The organism is Ruegeria sp. BHSC276 (genome assembly GCF_059612945.1).
In genome coordinates, this window is record NZ_JBXWRP010000003.1 from 94,964 (window position 1) to 113,472 (window position 18,509).

Sequence of the window (18,509 nt, forward strand, 5' to 3'; positions counted from 1 at the left end):
CGTTCCGCCGATCGCGGCAGCGAGTTTGTTGAAAGACGCATTCGACGCCATCGCACTGAATGCCGGCGACAAGTTCGAAGTTCATCTGTTCCAGCAATCGGCTTTGTGGCGACTGGCGCATAGCCAAGAGACCGAAGTGGCAGTGGCTGCCCGCGAGGCATCTGCTCGCGCACTGGCCTTCTCGGATCGTGACTTGGCATTTAAAGAAGACCGGGACCGCGTTCTTGCCGCGGCCCCGGATATGGCTTCGAGGATTAGCTCCAATCGTTGAACGCCTGAACCGTTCCGGCTCTATCAGAAGCGGGTTGCCGCCTTCTGGATCGCCTCTTGAATTTCTTTCCATGCCTTCTCTGATCCGAGCCGGACATCATCCCAAGCGTTGTCGCTGGATTTTTGAACCTTGTCGATTTGCTCTTTCGCCTCGCCACGCTTGCTGCGGATCTTCTTCAATTGATCCTCGTATTCCATCTCGGCGTCGGCCTCTGCCTTCTTCCAGCGCGCCTCGAGTTCCTCGATCTGCGCATCCCAACGGTCCAGTTGTGCTTTTGCTGCTTGAATGAATTCTTTGCGTGTGGTCATCGCTTTGTCCTTCACCTGTAAGAAAAACTTTACACTTACTTCTTTTAGGCAGTCGCGATGGCCTTCAGCATCCATACCGCCTCTTCGTGTTTTGCCATTCTAGTGTTCATGAGATCTTCCGTGGCCCCGTCGCCGTGACGTGATGCAAGAGCAGCAGTCTCTCTCAACCTGCGCGCCAGCGACTCATTATCGTAGATCAACTGTTCCATCATGCCATGCGCGTCCCTGATCGTTTCTTCTTCGGTCAAATGCGCTTGGCTGACCATGTCTGTGACGGACAAGGGAGCGATCTGACCCAGGGCTCGAATACGCTCGGCCAATGCGTCGATGGCCTCGAACAAGTCGCGGTACAGTCTCTCGGTCAATTCGTGGATCGGTACGAACAAGGGGCCGACCACGTTCCAATGGTACCCTTGCGTCTTTATCATCAACAGAACGCTGTCACACAGAACCTCGGTGACTGCGTTTGATATCCACTCATTCTTGTCGATACCGGTATCATGCATTTCGTTCTGGGGTTCGGTTTTCAGAACTTGCTGTGTCATTCTTTTCCCTTTCCCTATTTCGGTCATTCACGACAACTAGGGTTGCGATAGAGAAAAATCAAATAAAAACATATATTTAAGGTATGTATTTTGTGCTTCTTGTGTTTGTTGCTGATCTAGATTGACTAGCGCTGGAGGCGGAAATTTACCTAAAAGCTGATGTCAAGGAGGTTCATTGCCTTACGTATGTGGAGTAAGTGATGTGATACATAAGCGAGCGAGGAACGATGCCCAATCAAGATCGACCACCGAAGCGCACCGAAAAGCTGCAGCTGATGCTGGATGTTGAAGAGCTGAAGGTCATTGATGACTGGCGATTTGAAAACCGACTTCCATCGCGCGCAGCTGCCATTCGCGAGCTGATCCGAAGAGGACTGAACACGGATGAATTCGAAGAGCCGCCGAAGGAGATTCCTTCAGGCGAATTTCGCGTTGTCGACGATTCCGATTGACCTGCCAGTGGTGGTAGAGGGGCATTTTCAGAGGACTTGTCAGAGGGATTCAGGTTGAGGCAGGCAGGGCGGTTGCGTGGCCTCGCGACATGATCAGAAGTGCTGTCAAAGGAAACCGGCTTGGGGGGGGGAAGGCGGTTTTGTAGCGTCCAGCCATGACCAAACGCTCGCCGTTTCGCTGTTTCAAGACCTAGCCCGAGATCATCCGCCTGGCCGTGATGCTGTATGTTCGGTTCCCGCTGTCGCTCCGGAACGTGGAAGAGTTGTTGCACGAGCGCGGCATCGACGTCAGCCACGAAGCCGTACGATTTTGGTGGCACAGGTTTGGCCCGATGTTTGCCGCCGAGATCCGGAAGCGGCGGATCGAGGGTATGTGCACCAGTTAGTGGCGTTGGCATCTCGGCGAGATGTTCGTGAAGATCAATGGCGAACACCATTACCTCTGGCGAGCGGTGGATCACGAGGGCGAGGTTCTTGAAAGCTATGTCACGAAGACGCGTGACAAGAAGGCCGAGCTGAAATTTCTAAAGAAAGCAATGCGCAAGCACGGACGCCCGGAAGTCATCGTGACCGACAGACTCAGATCCCATGGCGCTGCACTGAAGGAAGTTGGCGCTGGCCATCGCCAGGAAACGGGGCGCTGGTCGAATATTTGTCTTGGCTCTTCTCGCCCAGCCAGCACTTACTCAAGAGCTTCCTGGTCCCATTGCCTGCTACCAAGACAGCGCAAACGCCAAAGACATCGACGCCTATATGGCGTGCTTCACCGAAGACGCTGAGATGATCGATGTCTCGCGCACCTTCAATGGGCAAGACGCCATTCGGGCTTGGGCGGCGCGGGAAGTAATCCCAGGTGGCGACACCTTTCGACATCGGGAAATCTTGGAGCAATCCAACGGCTACGCCAAAACAGAGGTGAACTGGCTGAGCTGGGTCGTCCACTATTCCTATTGGTGGAACGGAGACGGAAAGATCACCAGAATGTCGTTGCAGTACGCAGACTAGGAGAGAGTATTTGAGACGCGCGCTTGTTACTGGGGCCAATCGTGGGATTGGCCTCGCCATAGCGAAGGGGCTGAAAGACGCGGGCCTTGAGGTTCTCGTTGGCGCACGCAATCTCGATGCGGGACGCACAGCGGCGACCGAGATCGGTGCGATGGCTCTGCACGTCGACGTTGCCGACGCGGGCAGTATCGCTTCAGCAATTTCAGAAGCTGGCCATATCGATGTGCTGGTCAATAACGCCGGCATTCTCGGTTCTGGCAGCTTGCTTGACGATCCCAAAGACTTTGCAGCTTCAATGGCCATCATGGTGCATGGCCCATATTTGCTGATGCATCATCTTACGCCCCGAATGGTTTCCTCTGGCTATGGGCGGGTAGTGAACGTGTCTTCTGGATGGGGCGCGTTCTCGGATGGCGTCGCCGGACCCGCCGGATATGGCGTCGCCAAAGCAGCTCTGAACGCCCTGACGGTCGCATCGGCTCGGACGTTACCCAAGAGTGTCAAAGTCAATGCCATGTGTCCTGGTTGGGTGCGCACACGAATGGGCGGCGGCGGTGCAAACCGCTCTCCGGAAGAAGGCGCAGACACAGCCATCTGGCTCGCGATGCTGCCGGATGAGTACTTCCATCCTTGGCATGGTACTGCCGGACCATGGCGCGGCAACTATTTCACCGCTTGGGAAGGATCGCTGCGCGTTCCATTCCTGATGCGCTGGCCAGGTCGCATCGAAGCGGGTTCTACCAGCAACGAAATCGTGCATCTAGTGGACATGCTGCCAACTCTGGGCCGTGTCGCTAGCTACGACGTTCCGGACGATCGGATCATCGACGGTGTAGACCAGCTCGATTTCTTTTTGGGGGAGCAGGATACCTCGAACCGGGAAGGCTTCATCATCTACAACAACGATGACGTATACGGCTATAAGTGGCGCAATTGGAAGCTCCATCTGATCGAGTTGGAGAACATGAACAGCGAGCCGCGCCCGCTCAATGTGCCTCGCGTCTTTAACCTTATCACCGACCCTAAAGAGGAATACGAGATACAGTCCGAAGCCACATGGATTCTACCCGTAATCTTCGAGAAGATCGTGGAGTTCGAGAAGACCCTTATTGAGGAATCGCCGGTGCCGTTTGGGGTGCTAGAACCATACGAACCGCCCAATTAACCCTAAGGGGCGTCCGTCAGTTTCTGTACTCACGCGACTGGCTGCATTGTCCGCAGAGCGGTTATTTGGGGAAAATCGATCAATGTCCGAATTGCGGACTTAGCAGCCTGATGCAGATGCGGCGAACTTCGCGATCGAACTCGCATCCCGTCTCGGAGAACACCTCGACGCCGTCGCCGGGGAGCTCAACGAGCGGCCGAGAATAACCTTGAATTACTTCTCGCTAGTGGAGAAGTTCGAGGAGTGTGTTGCGGCCATCGGTTGAACCGGCAGCGCAAACCGGACATTCACGACCAAGCATTGCAAACTCCGAAATATACAACAAAACTGCCAGTTGCAGAGATTGCATCGATGTTGGCAACCCACCAATTAATGCCGTCGGCTAATTTATTAACGTCGCACTACAACTTCTCCAAACTGATCCAACGAGTACCTCATCTTCCAAGCTTTCTTTTGGCTCAAGGGAGCAGAGAACGGGTCACTGAATTTGCCGATATTCGGTCGGTGTGACACCAGTCCATCTCTTGAACGCTCTGGAAAAACTTGTTGCACCGGAGAAACCAAGCAACTCGGCGATCTCCTCGTTCGGTGCGGATCTATCGCTGTCGAGGATTTCTAGGGCCCTTTCTCTACGCACCTTGTCGCGGATCTCCTGGAACGAGGTGCCCAATCCAGAGATCGTGCGCTGTAGGCTCTTTGGGTGGACGCCAAGGTGACGCGCGAGTTCCTGGAGGCCGAAGGTTCGCTCGCCAATCCTTTGGAGGCAGACTTTTTCGACCCATGTCAGGATTGCATCGCGCGGGGAAGTATCACGGAACTCTCCACGCGAGGTGGGTGGGATTTTCCAGTTCAGGGCTAGTGGCCGTTGCAGCCACTCAGAGGGAAACCCGATCTGAACACCGTTGCACTTTCGTTTCAAGAAAGAAGACTTCGGAAGCAGATCCGGCGGAATACCCGCGTTTTCCTGCGCCGTAACTGTTATACGAGACGGATTGAAATCGTCTTCGGTCACTAACCGCAGGAGGGTCAACCACAGGCTCGCAGTGGCGGCATCTGCCTGAACGACGGGTGCTGCCGGTAAGAAAGTCCTCTCAGCTCGGATCACGGTGACATTTGCATTGATTTGGAGGGAGTATCGAACGTTGTTGATCTGCCGGTCGAGTTCGAGAATAGCCAGCGGTAGGAACTCTGCGAGGGTGTGGGATATCGCATAGCTCTCCCGGACAAAGACGGGGCCCGCCTCGACGAACGCCTCAGCTGCGCGCGCCGAGAAATACGGATCGTCGAGTGCATCGGCCATTTCCTCGACGGCCTTGTAGAGTGCATTGCCGGTGATCAGCGTAGCCGGGTCGGTGAGATCGATCTGGTCGAGGCCGGCCGCTGCTAGCACAGGGCCAATCTGGCCGCCGCGCTTCTCGAACAGATCGAGGAAGGGCAGAAGCTGTAGCGCGCGGTTGAACACGATCCCCTCAGAGACCATTCGGCAATCCCCGGTTTGAGTTCTGCGCATAGCTGTACACGCCATACTGCACCAATACTCGCAGGATGCGCTTTCTAGGACAAGATTCGACACCTCCTGTCCTGTGGGGGTAAGCCGTCTGGCTCTGATGTGTGTCTAGTATCTCTCTGAAAAGGTCACGATTCCAGAAGGTGGCCGAAGGTAAAGGGAGATCGCCTGTGCAACCAGAAAGAAACTTGCGCGCAATCGGCAGCCTGATGGTCTTGCTCGCAACCGCGACGACGGCGCTTGCCAACGACATAGTGATCCTGAACGGGCGGGTAATCGACCCGGAGACGGGCCTCGACGCGATCCGCAACGTCGGTGTGGAAGACGGCCGCATCTCCGCGATCAGCGAGTTCCCGCTTGAAGGCGACACGGTGATCGATGCCACGGGCCACGTCGTCTCTCCGGGGTTCATCGATTTGCATGCGCACGGTCAGAGCATCGGCGACTACCGGATGCAAGCGATGCAGGGGGTGACGACCGCACTTGAGCTCGAGTCCGGCGTCCTTCCCATCGGCGACTGGTACGAGGGTCAGGCAGCGAAGAACCTGCCGATCAACTACGGGGCGGCCGCGGGCTGGACGTATGGCCGGATCGCCACCTTCGACAACACCGATCCTTTGGCGACGGTCGAGTATTTCCAGGAGGCCCAGGCCGAGAACGACTGGAAGATGGAGATCGCCGATGCGGACGAAGCCGCACGCATCCTCGCCCTTGTGGAACAGGGGCTCAAGGAAGGCGGCCTCGGCATCGGCATCAATGCGGGCTATGCGCCGGGATACGGTCAGAAGGAGTATTTCGCGCTGGCGGAGCTCGCCAACGAATACGGCGTGGCCACCTATACCCATGTCCGATACGCCAGCGTGATCGAGCCGCAAAGCTCCTTCGAGGCGCTCAAGGAACTGATCGCGAATGCGGCGATCACCGGCGCACACATGCACATCTGCCATATCAACAGCACCTCGATGGCGGATATCGAGGCTACGCTCGCCCTCGTCGAAGAGGCGATGGCGAAGGGCATCAACATCACTGTTGAGGCCTATCCCTACGGCGCCGCGAGCACGGTCGTCGGTGCTGCGATGTTCACCGGACCGGACTGGCGGGAGCGGATGCAATCGACCTCGGAGAACTTCCAGCTCGGCGCCGACCGCATGACCGAGGACGAGCTGGCGGACTATCAGGCGAACAAGCCGGGCACGTTCATCACCTGGCACTTTCTCGATGAGAGCAAGCCGGAAGACCTCGCCATGCTCGACCTGTCAGTAACGCATCCGGCAACGTTGATTGCCTCGGACGCGACCTTCTGGTCGTACTTCGACGAAGAAGGCAACGTTCAGACCTACACCGGAGATGAATGGCCGCTGCCGGAGGATGTGTTCGCGCATCCGCGTTCTGCCGGGACTTACGCAAAGATCTTGCGCTCTTATGTCCGCGAGCGCGGTGTGATGTCGATGAGCGAGGCAATCCGCAAAATGGCGCTGATGCCCGCACAGACGCTGGAAGCGTTCGTGCCCCAGATGCGCCGAAAGGGCAGGCTTCAGGTGGGCATGGACGCCGACATCGTGGTGTTCGACCCGGAGACGGTGGCCGACCGCGCGACCTTCGAGAACGCCAACCAGCCCGCCGTCGGCGTGCAGACCGTGCTCGTGAACGGCGGCTTCGTCGTGCGGGATGGAAATCTCATCCTCGACGCGCCGCACGGCCAACCGATCCGCCGGGAACTAGTACAGTGAACTTCATTCGTACCCCTTTGATCGCGGGAGCATTTCAACCATGAAACCTAAATCTGCTATCACGGCGACCGCGTTGGCCTCCACGCTGATGTTCGGCAGCTTCGCCCAGGCCCAGGACTACGATCTCGTCATTCTAAATGGTCGGGTCATGGATCCGGAAACGCTCTACGACAGCATGGCCAATGTGGGCATCTCTGATGGCCGTATCGTCACGATCTCCAAGGAGGCGCTGAGCGGGACCGAAGAGATCGATGCGACCGGCCATATCGTGGCGCCCGGTTTCATCGACACCCATTTTCACTGGCAGCAGCCGATGGGCTATGCGCTCGGCCTGCGGGACGGATTGACCAGTAGCATGGACCTCGAGGAAGGCTGCGCAGGGACATATGTGGCGCGATGGTATTCAGAACGCGAAGGCAAGAACCAGGCGAACTACGGCTGCGCATCGAGCCACGAACAGGCCCGTGCTATTGTGCTCGACGGTTTCGACGATGATGAAACCCTTCTGCTCGGTCCCGCAGCGGCGTTGACAACCCGCAAAGGTTCTGGATGGAGCCTGAACAAAGCAGATTACGATACCGGCAACAAGATCCTGCAGATTATCGACGAAGGTCTTCAGGCTGGAGCGCTGGGTGTGGGCTCTACGCTGGGCTACATGCGTGATGGCGTTACTACGCGCGAGTTGTTCGAGGTGCAGAAGGTTGGAGCGCGTTATGGCCGTCAGACCGCCGTACACACCCGGTTCACCCCGGACGGTGACACCCTCGAGAACGTCGGCGCCCAAGAGGCCATCGCCAATGCGCTTGCCCTCGACGCTCCTGTGCTGATCCAGCATTTCAACAATCCCGGCTGGCGTCTCACGCACGAACTGATCTCACGGCTTCAGGAACTGGGCCACAACATCTGGGGCGAGGTCTATCCCTATTCCGCTGGATCGACCACGGTGAATGCGGTTTTCCTCCAGCCGGACAACTGGGTCGAGAGACAGGGTCATCGCTACGAAGACACGATGCAGGACCCGATTACGGGTGATTTCTATACTCAGGAAAAATACGATCAGGTGATCAAGGACAACCCGACCCAGGAAATCCTTCTTTATAAGACGCCGCCGGAGGATTCCGTGAAATGGTTGACGCTCAAGGGCGTGACGATGGCCAGCGACGCGATGTTTGCCGAGCCTCTGACGGCACCCTGGAATACCCCGTTCGAGGAGCTGGGCAATACCCATCCGCGCCTCGCCGGTGCCCGCGCACTAACGCTCCGGCTGGGACGCGAGAACGACATTCCGATGATGCAACTCCTGTCGATCCTCAGCTACAACGCAGCCCATCATCTCGGACGCATGGGGCTGAAGGCCATGCAAGAGCGTGGCCGGATGCAGGAAGGCATGATCGCCGACATTGTCGTTTTCGATCCCGAGACCGTCACTGACAACGCGACCTACAATCAGGGCGCAGTCCCTTCAACCGGCTTCAAAGCGGTCATCGTGCATGGCGAGGTCACGGTGCGCGACGACGAACTGCTCGAAGTCTTCGCAGGCCAGCCGATCCGCTTCGAACCCGAGGATCGGCCGCTTTTCGAGGCAGTGTCGGAAGAAGCGTGGAACCGGGAGTTCTCGACCGGCATGCCGGATGTGGCGCCTGGCATTCCTCCGCAGGGAGGGAATTGAGCCATGACGACATGGGCAGCCAAGCTACGGACACGAATGGGTGTTGGACTCGTCGCGGTACTGCTTGCCGCCGCGACTGAGCAGGCGGAACCGACCCGGATCGGTTTCCCCGACTTGCCAGACCCTGCCGCGCAGGAGTTCGACGACCCTTTTCGCGATATGGGTTTCGAGATGCTCGGGGAGTTGCGAACATTCGTCCGTCTCGAGCAGCGGCTTGCGAGCGGGGAGGTTCCGGAAGACGCACGATCACGGCTCGAGGCGCGGCTCGAGGCGGCGCGCGACGCGCTGACGCTTGCCGGCCATGACATCGAAGAGTTGCTGGCCCAGCGGTGGATCGTGGCCGAAGCGCGGAAGCGTGCACTCCTTTCAACCAATCCGGAGCTCCACCGGACCACGGTCACCATTACCGGTTTCCTCATTCCCGCGGGCATCGACGAAGACGGTCTCACCGTCGGATATCTTGTGCCGGAAGTGGGCATGTGTAGCCATACGCCCCCGCCGCCACCCAACCAGCTGATCCGCGTGACGGTCGATGCGGGGTCTCCGGCTCGGTCGCTCTACACCCCGGTGACAGTGACGGGGCTGCTTGCGCCTCAGGAGAGCAACGAAACCATCTTCGTCCTCGACGGTGAAGCGCGGATGGCGAGTATGTGGAACCTCGAAGCAACCCAAGTCACGCTGGCGGTGAATACGCCTCGAACCCCTTTGCGCACCGCGTCGCAAATCAGGAACGTCTCCCACTCCACACCCACCGGGGAAGATCAACAAACCGGCAATAATTGAGGCTTCGAATTGATGATTTGGCTCTCAACCCCAATCAGGATGCTTGGTCATTACAAGTGCGCGCAGGACGCATCACATAGCCTCAAAGAAACAGACGAGCGCACGCCACATCGGTTTGTACTTAGCATTTGTTTCGTGGTGTCAATTTTCCTCCTGGCTGCTGCTGGTTCGACCCATGCGCAAGATCGACCGACCACAATCATCACATGGAACGACCTGGGTATGAGCCTCGAGGCCCAGAAAGACGATAAAGCGGATGATGGAACGTATGCGGGTCAGTCATCCTTGAGCGGCCCGCAAACGGTTCTGCCGCCGGACGACCTCTTCGATCCGCTTTCGTCTGACGGCATCGCGGTCCAAGACTGGGACGAAACGGCGTTTGAGGTCGCATCGGGCTTGCTGGAATCTCAGTTATCCATTGACGGGTATGTCTTGCCGCTGCGCCGGGAAAACGGGCGCGTCGTTGAGTTTCTTCTGGTGCCGTGGATAGGAGCATGCATACACGCCCCTGCGCCTCCACCGAACCAGATCATTCATGTCGATTATCCCGAGGGGGTCGATTCCATTGGTATGTTCACGCCGGTACGGCTTGCGGGGCGCCTGACGCATTGGCCGGCAAGTCACACTCTGTTCCTTGTAGACGGTTCGCGCAGCATTCCGACGTCGTACGCGATGGAGCAGGCTGTAATCGGCGGGACGCCCGGCGAGATCGTTGCCGCTACCTCCGCAGGCGAGGATTTTTCCTGGTTGGCACGCGCGCAGGCCAGGATCACCGACATCTTCACCACAGCGATGACGGACATGGAGCAAGGCCGGTCTGCCGGCGGAGTCGGGCTCGCGCTGCTGATCGCGTTCGCCTACGGTACGCTGCACACGCTTGGCCCGGGACACGGCAAGGCCGTCGTCGTCTCCTACTTCATCGGAACCGGTGGCAGTCTCAGACGTGGCGTCGTCATGGGCGGCCGGATCGCCGTTATGCACGTGCTGTCGGCGGTAGTCGTCGTCTTCCTGCTCGACTTCGCCGTACGACAAGCGACGGGAGCGGCGCCCTCGGATTACAGGTTGATCCGGCTCGGAAGCTACGCGCTGATCATGGCAATAGGTGCGGTGATGTTATGGCATGCCATCGCGAACATACGAGCAGCTCATGACGATCACCACGGCGGCCACGCCCACGCCGGATGTGCGGCCTGCTCCGCTGCAAACACCGAATCGCAAGGCGGCGGCTGGATCGCAGCCGCGGTAGGTGTGGTGCCTTGCACCGGCGCGCTTATCGTCATGCTGTTTGGCCTCGCGAACGACCTTGTGGTTCCCGCGGTCATGATGGTGATCGCGATTTCGGCGGGTATGGCGCTCGCCATGTCGGCCCTCGGCATAGCGGCGATCCTGGGTCGCAACTGGGCCGAGGCGCGCCTCGGGAGCACCCCCCAGAGACGCCTGAGATTTGAAGCCCGTTCACGGCTCGCAGGCGCGGCCTGCGTGCTAGCTATCGGGAGCACTTTATTCGCCATGACCTTGGCTCAGCCGCCAGGCGCGGATCGACCGCAGCAAACATCGGTCCTCGGGACGAGCTAAGCGAGCTCATAACATATAGTTGGCCTGCGAGGCGTTTGTCCCCTCAATTACCTGCAATTGGAGTTGATAAACTATGTCACAGGCACCTAATGAGCAGAGCATGCAAGGCGCATTTGACCCTCATTGCGTCTGTGTCGCGATGCGGCGTTATGTTTGGTGCCGATGGTTGCGATATACCCTGACGGTCGTCTGCGCGCTACTCGCCACCATATTTCCCGCGGAAGTCCGACCTGAAGGCCTAAGCCGTGATGGGTTTTCATCTCCAAAAAGCGTTCTCGGAACGCTGGCAGCCACGTCCGATCAGCAGGATCTGGGGGGGGTGCAGGCGTACCGGGACTGGAAAAATGGGTTTGAGAACCGCGTGGGGCTGACATTCGGTCTCGAGGAGATGGCCCAGTATCTCGGTACCGACTCAGACCTGACGCCGTCCGATGCGGCAAGCAACGTGTTTCGGTTCTTCGGCACTTGGACAGCGTCCGGACGCGGCACTCCCTACGCTGGCGCTTTGGTCTTCAAGATCGAGAATCGGAGCGCCTTCGGAAGCCATCTCTCGCCCCAGGCGCTCGGGCCATCCCTTGGATATGCAGGGCTTTTTTCGTCGACCTTTAGCGATGCGGGGTGGTTGTTGACCAACCTCTACTGGCGTCAAGCGTTTGCCGATGGTCGGGGCAGCTTCGTCATCGGTCAGGTTGATGTCACCGACTACATTGACATCAACAGCCTCGCCAACCCATGGACCGCCTTCACAAACCTCGCCTTTGAGCAACTACCAACTGTTCCAGCGCCCTCTCAGGGATTGGGAGCCGCGCTGCAGTGGAGACTAAGCGACAGTTGGGCGATCCTCGCTGGCTTTGCAGATGCCAACGCAGACCCGGCAGACCCGGTCGGTAGCGCCAGAACGCTTTTCGACACCGGCGAGACCTTCAAACACTTCGGCATAGGTTGGGCGCCTGATTGGGACAATCGATACGACCAGTCAGTTCAGCTGACTTTCTGGCAGATTGATCAGAGAATGCAGGCTGGTGTGCCCGGCGGTTACGGCGTTTCTTTTCTGGCGAGCGGTCGCCAGGACGCGTGGAGGCCGTTCTTCCGTGCAGGCTATGCCAAAGATGGCGGAACGCTTCTCGACCGATCGATCAGCGTTGGAACCGGGTACGACGCCCGCGACGGCAAGGATCTTGCTGGAGTCGGGGTGAACTGGGGACGGGCACCTGGTAACTCACGGAACCAGTTCACAATGGAGGCATTCTACCGGTGGGACGTGACGGATTTCTTCCAGATCACACCAAGTGTGCAGCTTGTTACCAACCCTGCGAACGACCCCACGACCGAAAACATGGTGGTTCTCGGGTTGCGCGTGCGTGCCCACTTCTGATTCGCAAAACGAGACAGGGATGCCGCGCCCAAAACGGAAGGAGCCGGATATATGGCTGTATCGATGACACTTGATGCAGCCGCAGAAGCGATGCGGGACGTGACCCGCAAGACGGTGAGGCGCAGTTCGAGGCTGTTCTTAGTACAGGGCATTTTGCTCGTTCTCGCCTGCGTTCTCGTTCTCATTTACCCTCTGACGACCAATGTCGCTCTTGCGGTGTTTCTCGGGTGGATGCTGCTCTTCAGCGGCATCGTTCAAGCCGTTACACTGATAGGCTGAAGCATGACTCCGGATTTCTGGCTGCAACTGATTTCGGCCGCGATGTCGGCGATCGTGGGCTTTGTCCTCCTGTGCAATCCTGCTTGCCGCGATTGTCGGAAACGCAATGTCAGGACAACGCTGGAAGCCTCCTCCAATCATAGGGCCATAACTGAAGTTTGGTCCAAATTCGGGTGATGTGAGCACAAGGACGAATGGCAGTTTCGTCCGCGATCTATTGGTTCGAGTGACAAATTTCGTCGCGCTCTGATCGAATGGCTGGTTTTCTTGCCGCGTTGCGACAACCAAAGCTCAGCAACCGCAGAATAATCCGCGCTGCGTGCGCACGCAGCAGGATTTGGACACTTCTCCTATGGGCTCGTTCGAGCCATTCGCGGCACCTAGCACCAAGGTCAGGTGAGCGGGACGGAGCAGCCTGTTGCAGTTACAGCATCTGAATAGGTTGACCAAAGCTTGCAAGTTGTCCCCTCGTGTCTGAAAGTACCTGTAGAAGTATTCAGGGAGAACGCAGACATGGGTTTCGTCGATGCAATAAAGACATGCCTTGCAAAATACTTCGTTTTTTCCGGGCGCGCGGCGCGGCCCGAGTACTGGTGGTTCGTTTTGTTCGTGGTTGTCGTCAGCGTTGTCTTGGCAGTTATCGACGCCTCCCTGTTTGGCACGGACCCCGAAACTGGAGAGAGCAGCCAAGTCCTCACCCCGATATACCAACTTGCCGTTGTCATACCCATGCTTGCCGCTGGATGGCGTCGACTGCATGACACCGGAAGACCAGGCTGGTACTTGCTTTTGCCTGCAGCACTAAGCATCGCAACCATGTTCATGCTGTTCAGTGGCATCGCTGTATTTTCAGTCCTCGAGCAAGGGACCGACGACCCTGAAGCGTTGAGAGGCCCAGCGGCACTACTTGGCGTCACCGGCGTGATGATTGTGGGAGTCCTTCAACTGATACTCTCGGTGCTGATGATCTGGTGGCTCAGCCGACCATCACAGGAAGGTACAAATGAATATGGTCCACCCGCAGCTTGAACTTATGACGTAGATCATTAGCGCTTTCGCGGCGAAATGACGAACCACGGCCAAACTGACTAGGGGGTTATCTATGAAGAGACATCTTGTTGCCGGCACGGTCTTCACAATCATGATGTCATCGCCGGGCATGGCTGACTGGAACTTCAGTGGACCGCCTAATGCCAACGCCTTCATTCAAACGGACAACATGACGCTGGAGTTGCAGTGCGATCGTGTCCGCTTCGCGCCAGCAGGCTATGAGGACTCGCAGGATATTGTCTCAAAGCAGGGCCTGTCCTTTCGGTTCATGAAGGATGGTTCGACTGAGGTCGGCGCGTTTCAGGCAGGATCAGTGAATGCGGATATCTCGCTCGTCGACAGCTATCCTGTTGAGGTCCGTTTTTTCGATCAGGGCGACTATGATTTTGTTTTGGATCAGATCGCGCAGAACGCCGTTCTGAACCTTTCGATGGCTGACCAGGATGTCTCTTATGGTATCTTCACGCTCAAAGGATCTTCCGCGGCAGTCAGATCCCTACGCGCGGCCTGCGGCTCTAACAGGTCGACATCACAGAGCATGGAGGCGCCAGAAGGCATTGTGTATTGCGGTGGCGGTGCCGTGCAGAGGGTCATCGAATACGCCATCGTGGGTCAACCCGGCGAGCAGTGGGATGCCCTCGTGACCGTCAATGGTGAGACAGTTCGGGCGATGACTTCATATAGCTTCTTCGGAAACTCCGAACCACCAGCAGGCTTCCAAGTGGCGCTCCTGGGTGAAGATCGGTCAGAGTTCCTCGTCTTCAGCGATGCGGGCCGGAACTGGATCGAGTTTGGCGATTACACCTACGATCAGTGCAACTGAGGCACACGGAAGGGCTGGAGACACGAACATGGGTAGCCAACTGCTTGGAAATGGCAATCGCGCCGGCGCTGGGGTTTTGGCGGTTGCTCTCTGTGCTCTTTCCGTGGCCTTCTATACGCCCGCGGCGCACGCGCAGGATTTGTCCGGGCTGCCCACACAGCTTCTTGAAAGAGTAGAGGCAGCACAGCAGGCATGTTCGGATATGGAGAACGGGCAGTTCGCCCTTGAATTGGGAGCCATCCACCGCGTCGATCTCGATGGAGACATCGAGCGGGACTGGGTTCTGGATGAGGTGGGTTTTGCCTGTTCCACCGCTGTGTCGCTCTATTGCGGGACAGGTGGTTGCATGTCTCACTTTCTGATCGGCGATCGTATGTTTTCGCTTCTAAATCAGGGATGGGACATGGCGAACATTGGCCCATTCCGCGTGCTTTTGGCGGATTTGCATGGCTCGCAATGTGGTGGGATCAACCCAACGCCCTGTGTCGTGGCCAGTGTCTGGGATCCAGATGAAATGGTTTGGCGCAGCACAGGTGCAGAGTGGGAGTAAAATCGATGGAGCGACGCCTCGAAAAGGTCATGCGTGCCATCTGTGCCTGCGCTTTTGTTCTGACTGTGACGGGATGCGTCGAAACCGCTCCAGAGGTCGCGATCAGCGAACCCGACCCGAAACTGAACTTCGTTCGCGGTTACCGAAGCGTTGCGGACGAGTGCCAACTTGTCGGCGAAACGGCTTTCACTGTCGATTTCCTCGACGATGCGGCCGATCTTTTGGCCTGTCCGACGGGAAGTGCAGCAATGGCAAGCCTAATGGCGGAAACGGGAGCGCCCGTAATCACCCAAACCAACAGCTTCTCGTTCTTCAGCATTCCCGACCGCTGAACCACATGCTTGCCCTGGACTTTGAATAGTCCTCTCTGTCGATGAGTTCAGGACAACTGCCGGACTACTCCGTAACATCCATCGAGAAGAAATACGTCGCGCACAACGCTTGACCGGCAATGCCTGCAGGCGGTTCCATGCCAGTAAACATCGCTACGCCAAGGTAGGTGGATCCGGAGCTGTCCTCACTCCAGGCTGCCATATACGTGACTGGTTGGTCGCCACAAAGCGTGTTTCCCTGCCTTAGTGGGCCTGCATCGCCTGATACACGAAACACCTGAGCAACAGGCACGTCGCCAGACGCACCCCAATTGCCTGAACTCTTGGGGTCATAAACTTCGAGATCAAGAAACCTGCCGGTCTCGAAGACCATCCGCTTGGTAGACATGATTACTGGCCCGGTAATCGCCAATGCCGTTTCGCTGGAAGGATTGAAAGCCTTAGAATCCTCAAAGAGCGGCTGGGATGATGCTGGACCCCCCAACATCCCCATAGCCATTGACAGCATCAGGATCGATCGACGCATTTGAATCTCCATTGTGCGAAGTGGTCTGACAACCTTAAACATCCTTTTGCTTCGTCGCCGAATGCGGCCGCGAGTTCCTGTTCACTGTCTCGAATGCTGCGCAAGCGATCAAGGTCTGAGAAGGGCTCGAAGCGGAAGACCAACGGGGGATTCCGAAAGTCTGCTTGGGAGCGGCGAGCGGACGGTCCCGCCCGCCAAAGCATTAAAGATCGATACGTTCGGCAATACTAAGCGCGTCTTCAAGCTCGACGCCAAGGTAACGCACCGTACTGACCACTTTGCTGTGACCGAGCAGAATTTGAACGACACGTAGGTTTCCGGTCTTTCTGTATATCAAAGCCGCCGTGGTGCGCCTAAGTGAATGCGTGCCGTAGCTGGACGGATCGAGACCAATCGCTGACACCCATTCCCGGACAAGCCTAGCGTATTGCCGGGTCGAAAGATGCGGCAAAGCATGCATACGACTTGGAAACAGATACCGTTGTCCATGCATGTATTGAGAAGAGACCCATTGCGACACGACTTCACGTGTATTCTCCGTCACTTCAAATTGCATCGGTTTTGCAGTTTTGCTTTGAACAACGGATACCCGATCGCGAACAGAATTGCCGACGGCGAGATCGTTAACCCTCAGGCGGACGAGATCGCACCCGCGCAACTTGCTATCGATGGCAAGATTGAACAATGCCAGGTCTCTCAGCTTGTTTGCAAGTTCGAGCCGAGCGCGAATGGCCCAGACTTGCTTTGACTGCAATGGCCGCTTCTGTCCGACTAGTCTGCCTTTGTTCCAAGGCGGACGACGCGTTGTGACAACGGGAAGTAGAGATTTGGGCATCTTAGATCTCCGTCCATTGCCTTCCGTCCCAAACATCGACACTGTGCCGACAGCTGCAGTCTAATTGCCGCTCGCGTGTCTTCAGCACAGGAAATTCTCAGGTTTCAGGAACTGCCACCGCTGATCTTCTTACCCATCACATCCGCTGCCTGCCGCAACGGGTCATCTGCGAGGTGCGCGTAGCGTTGCGTGGTAGACGGGTTCGTGTGTCCAAGTAACCGACCGACTATAGGCAGACTCAGACCGCTGGAAACGAGATGCGACGCATGCGTATGCCGATTGTCGTGGATACGGTAGTCTTGAAGACCTGCTGATGTGGTGACCGAGCTCCAAAATTTCTTCAGATCTTTGTACGGTTGGTCCGGAGAGCGTCCCGGAAACAACCAACGACTTTCAGTAGATGCCCCTGCTTTCATTGCCGCAAGCAAATCACAGGTTGCTGACGAAAGCGGCAGGTGCTCTCGTCGCTTTTGCTTTGTGTGGTGCGACGGCTTTGTCCAGACCCCGCGGTCCAAATCAAAGTCTTCCCATTTTGCCTTCAGCACTTCGCCGATCCGTGCGCCTGTCAGGAGCTGCAGGCGAATAGCGTTCGCTGCAACCTGATTTGGATGCTCTGACAGAGCCACCAAAAGTCTTTGCAGCTCACCGTCTGACAACCAGCGGTCCCGCTTTTCCTCGGGGAACTTTTCTATGCCGCGCGCCGGATTGTCAGAACGCTGACCCCAGCGCACAGACAGTTCAAACATTTTCGACATGAGCGCCAGAGTGCGATTGGCTTGATAGGGCGTATCACGCATTTGATTGTGAAGCTTCTGAACATGCTGATGCGTCACTTCAATGACTTTAAGATCCCCAAGCTTGGGGAGAATGTATCTGTCCAGCATTGACCGATCATTCCGAACGCTACCGGGACGTTTCTTCGGTTCCGCATGTTCGGTCATGTATTGCGTGGCAAGTGAGTTCACCGTTGGTGAATGCCTTAGGCTTTGAGCATCGGCGACAGGATCTGCGCCACGTACCACGTCAGCAAGAAGCGCGCGTGCTATTTCGCGGGCGGCGCCCAAAGACAAGGTCGGCCCATATCGTCCAAGTGTCTTGCGTTTCGACCGACCGGTTTGTTTGTTGCGATATTGAACTAAGAAGCTTTTGACGCCGGTCGTTTTCACGCGAAGTCCAAAACCCGGCAGACCGTCGTCCCAATATATCGTGTCCCGGTTTGTTGCTGAAAGGCGATCGACAGTTGATTTTGTTAATCTGACGTTGGGCATATTGGTCTCGGACGGCTTGGGTAAGCACAAGGTAAGCAAAGTGCGGAGAGTTGGGAAGGGTCTTATAGAAACCTCTGCACGCAAAAACTTTTGTTATTTAAGAGAATATGCTGTCCAATCGAATTGGCTATAATGCTATCGAAAAAAGGGTGATAAGATTTGTAATCAGTAGGTCCGCGGTTCGAGTCCGTGTGGGGGCACCAGGATCTTTTCTCTGAGCCCCTGTACATATTGGCAACAACCTCCTGCTTTGTTGATGCCAAGCCATTTGGGAACATCTGCACTGCCTCCGAGCCGGCTTGCAGACCGGCAGTGATCTCTTCGACATTCAGGGTATTTAGCACGGTCTTGCCCGTCGCGTTGACAATCGGCACGCTGCAAATTGCAGCATGCGTCACTACCCGGGTCTTGCCGGAGAATAGCTCAATCCGCTCTGGAAGATCCAATCCGGACGAGTGGTT

General features: G+C 57.0%; 20 protein-coding genes and 1 pseudogene. 15 read left to right on the forward strand and 6 right to left on the reverse strand.

Annotated elements, in window-relative coordinates; genetic code table 11:
- Positions 1 to 25: 25 nt before the first annotated feature.
- The gene (locus AC2FMD_RS04145) at positions 26 to 271 is read left to right on the forward strand and encodes a hypothetical protein (RefSeq protein ID WP_496710962.1); all 246 of its coding nucleotides are present in this window, start codon (positions 26 to 28) and stop codon (positions 269 to 271) included.
- A gap of 23 nt (positions 272 to 294) precedes the next feature.
- Here the strand turns inward: AC2FMD_RS04145 and AC2FMD_RS04150 are convergent, their stop codons facing one another.
- Together AC2FMD_RS04150 and AC2FMD_RS04155 are read right to left on the reverse strand one after the other, a co-directional pair.
- On the reverse strand, positions 295 to 579 hold the full coding sequence (locus tag AC2FMD_RS04150; RefSeq protein ID WP_496710961.1) for a sll1863 family stress response protein: 285 nt from the start codon (positions 577 to 579) through the stop codon (positions 295 to 297).
- 44 nt (positions 580 to 623) lie between these two features.
- Entirely contained in the window at positions 624 to 1,151 is a 528-nt protein-coding gene (locus tag AC2FMD_RS04155) for a Dps family protein (protein WP_496683479.1), read from the reverse strand.
- 200 nt (positions 1,152 to 1,351) lie between these two features.
- Between AC2FMD_RS04155 and AC2FMD_RS04160 the strand changes: the two genes are divergently transcribed.
- From AC2FMD_RS04160 to AC2FMD_RS04175, 4 genes and pseudogenes are all read left to right on the forward strand, one after another.
- Positions 1,352 to 1,576 (forward strand): hypothetical protein, encoded by a 225-nt coding sequence (locus AC2FMD_RS04160; protein ID WP_496710959.1) that lies wholly within the window; start codon positions 1,352 to 1,354, stop codon positions 1,574 to 1,576.
- A 200-nt stretch (positions 1,577 to 1,776) separates the two neighbouring features.
- A pseudogene (locus AC2FMD_RS04165) lies at positions 1,777 to 2,328 on the forward strand (IS6 family transposase); the annotation flags it as partial.
- 28 nt (positions 2,329 to 2,356) lie between these two features.
- Positions 2,357 to 2,581: a hypothetical protein gene (locus AC2FMD_RS04170; protein WP_496794714.1), complete on the forward strand. Its 225-nt coding sequence runs from the start codon at positions 2,357 to 2,359 to the stop codon at positions 2,579 to 2,581.
- A 10-nt stretch (positions 2,582 to 2,591) separates the two neighbouring features.
- Positions 2,592 to 3,746 carry an SDR family NAD(P)-dependent oxidoreductase gene (locus AC2FMD_RS04175; protein WP_496742705.1) on the forward strand — a complete coding sequence of 385 codons (1,155 nt, stop codon included), beginning with the start codon at positions 2,592 to 2,594 and terminating at the stop codon, positions 3,744 to 3,746.
- 478 nt (positions 3,747 to 4,224) lie between these two features.
- On the opposite strand, the gene AC2FMD_RS04180 is transcribed toward AC2FMD_RS04175, so the two are convergent.
- Entirely contained in the window at positions 4,225 to 5,226 is a 1,002-nt protein-coding gene (locus tag AC2FMD_RS04180; protein WP_496742706.1) for an AraC family transcriptional regulator, read from the reverse strand.
- Between the two features lie 197 nt (positions 5,227 to 5,423).
- Here AC2FMD_RS04180 and AC2FMD_RS04185 point away from each other — a divergent pair, with 197 nt between their 5' ends.
- From AC2FMD_RS04185 to AC2FMD_RS04230, 10 genes are all read left to right on the forward strand, one after another.
- Positions 5,424 to 6,983, forward strand: a complete 1,560-nt coding sequence (locus AC2FMD_RS04185; protein ID WP_496742707.1) for an amidohydrolase family protein — start codon at positions 5,424 to 5,426, stop codon at positions 6,981 to 6,983.
- Between the two features lie 40 nt (positions 6,984 to 7,023).
- A complete protein-coding gene (locus tag AC2FMD_RS04190; protein ID WP_496794715.1) occupies positions 7,024 to 8,652 on the forward strand; it encodes an amidohydrolase family protein in 1,629 nt (542 codons plus the stop codon).
- 3 nt (positions 8,653 to 8,655) lie between these two features.
- Positions 8,656 to 9,435, forward strand: coding sequence for a DUF3299 domain-containing protein (locus tag AC2FMD_RS04195; RefSeq protein ID WP_496794716.1), 780 nt, complete (start codon positions 8,656 to 8,658; stop codon positions 9,433 to 9,435).
- Positions 9,436 to 9,447: 12 nt separating this feature from the next.
- Positions 9,448 to 11,010 (forward strand): HoxN/HupN/NixA family nickel/cobalt transporter, encoded by a 1,563-nt coding sequence (locus AC2FMD_RS04200; RefSeq protein WP_496794717.1) that lies wholly within the window; start codon positions 9,448 to 9,450, stop codon positions 11,008 to 11,010.
- A 166-nt stretch (positions 11,011 to 11,176) separates the two neighbouring features.
- On the forward strand, positions 11,177 to 12,385 hold the full coding sequence (locus AC2FMD_RS04205; protein ID WP_496679498.1) for a carbohydrate porin: 1,209 nt from the start codon (positions 11,177 to 11,179) through the stop codon (positions 12,383 to 12,385).
- 51 nt (positions 12,386 to 12,436) lie between these two features.
- A complete protein-coding gene (locus tag AC2FMD_RS04210; RefSeq protein ID WP_496679496.1) occupies positions 12,437 to 12,664 on the forward strand; it encodes a DUF308 domain-containing protein in 228 nt (75 codons plus the stop codon).
- A 513-nt stretch (positions 12,665 to 13,177) separates the two neighbouring features.
- A complete protein-coding gene (locus AC2FMD_RS04215) occupies positions 13,178 to 13,693 on the forward strand; it encodes a DUF805 domain-containing protein (RefSeq protein WP_496713740.1) in 516 nt (171 codons plus the stop codon).
- 73 nt (positions 13,694 to 13,766) lie between these two features.
- The gene (locus AC2FMD_RS04220) at positions 13,767 to 14,537 is read left to right on the forward strand and encodes a hypothetical protein (protein WP_496742711.1); all 771 of its coding nucleotides are present in this window, start codon (positions 13,767 to 13,769) and stop codon (positions 14,535 to 14,537) included.
- 28 nt (positions 14,538 to 14,565) lie between these two features.
- Positions 14,566 to 15,087, forward strand: coding sequence for a hypothetical protein (locus tag AC2FMD_RS04225; protein WP_496742712.1), 522 nt, complete (start codon positions 14,566 to 14,568; stop codon positions 15,085 to 15,087).
- 5 nt (positions 15,088 to 15,092) lie between these two features.
- Positions 15,093 to 15,419: a hypothetical protein gene (locus tag AC2FMD_RS04230; protein WP_496742713.1), complete on the forward strand. Its 327-nt coding sequence runs from the start codon at positions 15,093 to 15,095 to the stop codon at positions 15,417 to 15,419.
- Positions 15,420 to 15,483: 64 nt separating this feature from the next.
- Here the strand turns inward: AC2FMD_RS04230 and AC2FMD_RS04235 are convergent, their stop codons facing one another.
- The 3 genes from AC2FMD_RS04235 to AC2FMD_RS04245 all read right to left on the reverse strand — a co-directional run bounded on the left by AC2FMD_RS04235 (position 15,484) and on the right by AC2FMD_RS04245 (position 18,048).
- Positions 15,484 to 15,945, reverse strand: a complete 462-nt coding sequence (locus AC2FMD_RS04235) for a hypothetical protein (protein ID WP_496713748.1) — start codon at positions 15,943 to 15,945, stop codon at positions 15,484 to 15,486.
- 202 nt (positions 15,946 to 16,147) lie between these two features.
- The gene (locus AC2FMD_RS04240; RefSeq protein WP_496742715.1) at positions 16,148 to 16,780 is read right to left on the reverse strand and encodes a tyrosine-type recombinase/integrase; all 633 of its coding nucleotides are present in this window, start codon (positions 16,778 to 16,780) and stop codon (positions 16,148 to 16,150) included.
- A 104-nt stretch (positions 16,781 to 16,884) separates the two neighbouring features.
- Positions 16,885 to 18,048 (reverse strand): tyrosine-type recombinase/integrase, encoded by a 1,164-nt coding sequence (locus AC2FMD_RS04245; protein WP_496794718.1) that lies wholly within the window; start codon positions 18,046 to 18,048, stop codon positions 16,885 to 16,887.
- Positions 18,049 to 18,509 lie beyond the last annotated feature (461 nt).

Excerpts from the sequence above, each read along its gene's own strand:
- AC2FMD_RS04150 (WP_496710961.1), bottom strand. The coding sequence starts at position 579 with ATGACCACACGCAAAGAATTCATTCAAGCAGCAAAAGCACAACTGGAC.
- AC2FMD_RS04155 (WP_496683479.1), bottom strand. The coding sequence starts at position 1,151 with ATGACCGAAATAGGGAAAGGGAAAAGAATGACACAGCAAGTTCTGAAA.
- AC2FMD_RS04160 (WP_496710959.1), top strand. The coding sequence starts at position 1,352 with ATGCCCAATCAAGATCGACCACCGAAGCGCACCGAAAAGCTGCAGCTG.
- AC2FMD_RS04170 (WP_496794714.1), top strand. The coding sequence starts at position 2,357 with ATGATCGATGTCTCGCGCACCTTCAATGGGCAAGACGCCATTCGGGCT.
- AC2FMD_RS04180 (WP_496742706.1), bottom strand. The coding sequence starts at position 5,226 with ATGGTCTCTGAGGGGATCGTGTTCAACCGCGCGCTACAGCTTCTGCCC.
- AC2FMD_RS04190 (WP_496794715.1), top strand. The coding sequence starts at position 7,024 with ATGAAACCTAAATCTGCTATCACGGCGACCGCGTTGGCCTCCACGCTG.
- AC2FMD_RS04195 (WP_496794716.1), top strand. The coding sequence starts at position 8,656 with ATGACGACATGGGCAGCCAAGCTACGGACACGAATGGGTGTTGGACTC.
- AC2FMD_RS04200 (WP_496794717.1), top strand. The coding sequence starts at position 9,448 with ATGATTTGGCTCTCAACCCCAATCAGGATGCTTGGTCATTACAAGTGC.
- AC2FMD_RS04210 (WP_496679496.1), top strand. The coding sequence starts at position 12,437 with ATGGCTGTATCGATGACACTTGATGCAGCCGCAGAAGCGATGCGGGAC.
- AC2FMD_RS04215 (WP_496713740.1), top strand. The coding sequence starts at position 13,178 with ATGGGTTTCGTCGATGCAATAAAGACATGCCTTGCAAAATACTTCGTT.
- AC2FMD_RS04220 (WP_496742711.1), top strand. The coding sequence starts at position 13,767 with ATGAAGAGACATCTTGTTGCCGGCACGGTCTTCACAATCATGATGTCA.
- AC2FMD_RS04225 (WP_496742712.1), top strand. The coding sequence starts at position 14,566 with ATGGGTAGCCAACTGCTTGGAAATGGCAATCGCGCCGGCGCTGGGGTT.
- AC2FMD_RS04230 (WP_496742713.1), top strand. The coding sequence starts at position 15,093 with ATGGAGCGACGCCTCGAAAAGGTCATGCGTGCCATCTGTGCCTGCGCT.
- AC2FMD_RS04235 (WP_496713748.1), bottom strand. The coding sequence starts at position 15,945 with ATGCGTCGATCGATCCTGATGCTGTCAATGGCTATGGGGATGTTGGGG.
- AC2FMD_RS04240 (WP_496742715.1), bottom strand. The coding sequence starts at position 16,780 with ATGCCCAAATCTCTACTTCCCGTTGTCACAACGCGTCGTCCGCCTTGG.
- AC2FMD_RS04245 (WP_496794718.1), bottom strand. The coding sequence starts at position 18,048 with ATGCCCAACGTCAGATTAACAAAATCAACTGTCGATCGCCTTTCAGCA.